This window comes from Binatus sp. (SeqCode) (genome assembly GCF_036522015.1).
Taxonomy (GTDB): domain Bacteria; phylum Desulfobacterota; class Binatia; order Binatales; family Binataceae; genus Binatus.
Genome location: NZ_DATDGQ010000248.1, coordinates 1 through 3497, shown reverse-complemented (window position 1 = coordinate 3497; position 3497 = coordinate 1). Strand labels below are relative to the sequence as shown.

At 59.1% G+C, this 3497-nt stretch carries 5 protein-coding genes; 4 read left to right on the top strand and 1 reads right to left on the bottom strand.

Features of this window, described 5'->3' with window-relative positions:
* Nucleotides 1–519, bottom strand: a 519-nt coding sequence (locus tag VIW95_RS10640) for a tRNA1(Val) (adenine(37)-N6)-methyltransferase (protein ID WP_331586216.1), incomplete at its 3' end; no start/stop codon positions are given.
* Between VIW95_RS10640 and VIW95_RS10635 the strand changes: the two genes are divergently transcribed.
* From VIW95_RS10635 to VIW95_RS10620, 4 genes are all read left to right on the top strand, one after another.
* Nucleotides 518–721, top strand: coding sequence for a hypothetical protein (locus tag VIW95_RS10635; protein WP_331586214.1), 204 nt, complete (start codon nt 518–520; stop codon nt 719–721). The genes VIW95_RS10640 and VIW95_RS10635 overlap by 2 nt on opposite strands.
* A gap of 188 nt (nt 722–909) precedes the next feature.
* The gene (locus VIW95_RS10630; RefSeq protein ID WP_331586212.1) at nt 910–1329 is read left to right on the top strand and encodes an Hsp20/alpha crystallin family protein; all 420 of its coding nucleotides are present in this window, start codon (nt 910–912) and stop codon (nt 1327–1329) included.
* Between the two features lie 271 nt (nt 1330–1600).
* Nucleotides 1601–2161 (top strand): LemA family protein, encoded by a 561-nt coding sequence (locus tag VIW95_RS10625; protein ID WP_331586210.1) that lies wholly within the window; start codon nt 1601–1603, stop codon nt 2159–2161.
* A 22-nt stretch (nt 2162–2183) separates the two neighbouring features.
* Nucleotides 2184–3197 (top strand): M48 family metallopeptidase, encoded by a 1014-nt coding sequence (locus tag VIW95_RS10620; protein WP_331586208.1) that lies wholly within the window; start codon nt 2184–2186, stop codon nt 3195–3197.
* Nucleotides 3198–3497 lie beyond the last annotated feature (300 nt).

Genomic DNA, 3497 nt, shown 5'->3' with positions numbered 1-3497 from the left:
GAATGCGACGCGGCCGCGAGTGCGCGCGTAGCGGCGCGCGGCCGCGACGAAATCCGTCAAGACGGTGGCGCCCTCGCCGCGCGCCACGCGGCGGCCGTGGTCGGGATTCTCGCGGCCAGAGGCTGCTGCGCGATAAGGAGGATTGGCGACGACCAAGTCGAAGTTCGCGGGATCGACGCCTGCGATTTTTTTCTGTCGCAGGTCGGCGTTTACCGCTGTAACCGACTGGAGTCGGTTGATTGCGGTGCTGCGAGCGATCATATCGGCGAGCGGGCGCTGGATTTCGATCGCGATGACTTCGCGCGGGCGGTAGAGAGTGGCAATCATGATCGATACGACGCCGCATCCGGCGCCAAGCTCGAGCACCCGGTCGCGCGGGTTTGTTCGGGCGAAGCGGCCGAGCAGGATCGCTTCGATCGAGAAGCGGTATCCGAGCTTTGGCTGGATCAGGGTGATAGAACCGTCGAGGATCGTATCGCGAGTTTCGTTTTCGTGAACTAAATTCGCATTGGTTGCCATGAACGCCGCCGAAAAAGGAGAGCTCTACGCGCGCATCTTTCGCAAGGTTGGTGTGTATCTCGGCAAAGGCGAAATTCCGCGGGCTCTCAAAGAGCTGGATGAGGGTATGAAAATCGCCGAACGCAACGGCGATAGCAAGATGGCGGCGCGATTTGCGCAGGAAATTGCAAACGTCTCGAAGGCTGCAGAGCCGACGAAATAGCCGCTTTTGCCTGATATTTCGATGTTTCGCGTGATGTGTCGCTTGACGCGTTCGAGTTCGTACTTACCTTGAAATTGTGGGACGCGAGGCGATTCGAGCGAAGGACAGATAGAGCCTTCCTCGCGCCGAGCGGCCCCGAAATTAAAAATCGCGCCGCAGAAAAAATACGGCAGGAGGTTTTCTTCAAGATGGAAATGCGGATGAACGGCTATACGCCAAATGACTCATTGCTGCGCCACTGGAACGTGTTGTGGAACGAGGTCGAGCCCGCGCGCAAGGCGGCGCCGGCGGCTGACGTGGTCGAAGACGCGGACGGTTATCATTTCTACTTCGAGATGGCCGGTATAAACAGCGCGTCGGTCGATGTTCGAGTCGAGGACGGGAACCTGGTGGTCGAGGCCGAACGCAAACGGCCCGAGTGGTCCAAGGACGCCGAGGTCCATCTGTCCGAGCGGGCGTACGGCACGATGCGTCGCGCGTTCACGATGCCTGAGGATGCAGGTCACGATGGAATCAAGGCGGCCTACAAGGACGGTGTGCTGGAAGTGACGGTGCCGAAGCGGCCGGAGAGCAAACCGTTCAAGATTAAAGTGGATTTCGACAACTAGCCGGCGCGCCGGAAGCTTCGTGCAGACGGCCAGGGGAATTTTGGCTCAGACGCCGGCGGTTAATACTGCCGGCGTCGTGAGTGCAGCCGACGAAGCCACCTCGAGCTGACTCTTACAGGAGAGCTTTGCACGATTCGGAGCAGATGCAGAATCTTGAATCGCGCGCAAAACAGCGCGCTGTAAAAGGACCCTCACCTTCATCCTCTTCCTTACAGGGAGAGGGGAAGATTTCCAGGTCATGCAAAGGTCTCTCTTTCATGTGGGAGTACAAATGATATTTTTGATTATCATAGTGGCTATCGTCGCGTGGGTAATCTTTGCCTACAATCGATTAGTCAGTCTGCGCAATCAAGTAGATAATGCGTGGCGGCAAATAGATGTACAGTTGAAACGCCGTCATGACCTGATTCCGAACCTGGTCGAAGCCGTCAAAGGCTACATGCAGTTCGAGCGCGACACGCTGACGCAGGTTGTCGAGGCGCGCGCCAAGGCGGTCAGCGCGCCGGACCAGGCCTCGCGCATGGCGGCGGAGACGCAGATAACGACCGGTCTCGGCAAGCTGCTCGCCGTGATGGAGAACTATCCACAGCTGAAGGCCGACGAAAACGTGCTCAAGCTGCAGGAAGAGCTTACTACCACAGAAAATCAAATCGCGTACGCGCGACAGGCTTACAATGACGTCGTGCTCGAGCTGAACACGCGCATCCAGAGCTTCCCGGCCAATCTCATCGCGAGTAATTTCGGTTTCACGCCTGCGGAATATTTCAAAGGCGCGCCCGAAGAGCAGGCCGTTCCCAAGGTCGATCTTTCGATGACCGCGCCGCGCGCCTGAGCACAGCAGCCAGGGACGCGCGATGGCGGCAAGCAACTTCAGGGCGTTGGAAGGGACCAATCGCCGCGAGACGGCGGTGCTGGTGGTCGCGTTCATGTTGCTGCTGGGAGCGCTTGGACTCGGACTTGATATCGCCGCGCGCGACGTTGCGATTGTGGACGGGCACCTGGTCGGATTTCCGGTACTGACTATTGCGGCGCTGGTTTTCGCGGGCGTGCAATCGATGGTGTCGTATTACAGTGGGGCGTCCCTGGTCCTGCTGTCGGTCCACGCCACTCCGCTCACGCCCTACACGAATCAGCATCAGATTTTGCTCGACGTGATCAATGAAATGGCGACTGCGGCGCGGATGCCGGTGCCGAAGGTTTATTTGATCGACGACCCGTCTCCTAACGCATTCGCGACCGGACGCGACCCGGCGCATTCGGTGATTTGCGTCACGCAAGGCCTGGTTGAGGATATGGACCGCGAAGAGTTGCAAGGCGTGATCGGGCACGAGATGTCGCACATCGCGGATTACGACATCCGCACGATGATGATGATCGCGGTGATGGTCGGCGGAATCGCGATGCTGTCGGATTTCGTGTACCGCTGGATGTTTTTCGGCGGCTTCGGCGGGCGCGGGCGAGGCAGTGACAGTCGCGACAACCAGGTGGCGGCGCTGATCACGGTAGCGGTGATCGTGCTGGCGGCGGTGGCGCCGATCTTTTCGCAACTACTGGCGATGGCGGTTTCGCGGCAGCGCGAATATCTCGCGGACGCGTCGTCGGTCGAGTTCACGCGCAACCCGCGGGCGTTGCTGCGCGCGCTGCAGCATATCGCGAAGATCGAATCGCCGTTGAAGCAAGGGACGGCGGGAACCGGGCATCTGTTCATCGTGAATCCGCGCGAGGGTGTTCGCGAGGACAACGAGGGATTTTTCGCAAACCTGTTTTCGACGCATCCGCCGTTGAACCGGCGTATCGCGAGGCTGCAGGCGTTGTTGGGAGCGGTGCTGCCACCCGCGATTGACGCATCGGCGCGGGCTAATACCTAGGTTGAGACTTCACTGCGTCGGAACCTGACCCCCAACCCTTGCTGTCGTGGGCTTTGCGTAACCTCGGCGGACAGATTCAGAACAGGAGCAGAATCTTAAATCGCGCGCGAAAAATGCGCGCTGTATAAGGACCCTAACCTTCATCCTCTCCCTTACAGGGAGAGGGGAAGAATTGGGACCGGAAGGACAAGTCGTTGCTCGATTGCGGGGGGCGACTTAAGCTCGGCGGATGCCGACTGAGCGCGAAATCGATCAGATACTCAATCAAGTAGTTGCGCGGGTCTCGAAGATTGAGGGCGT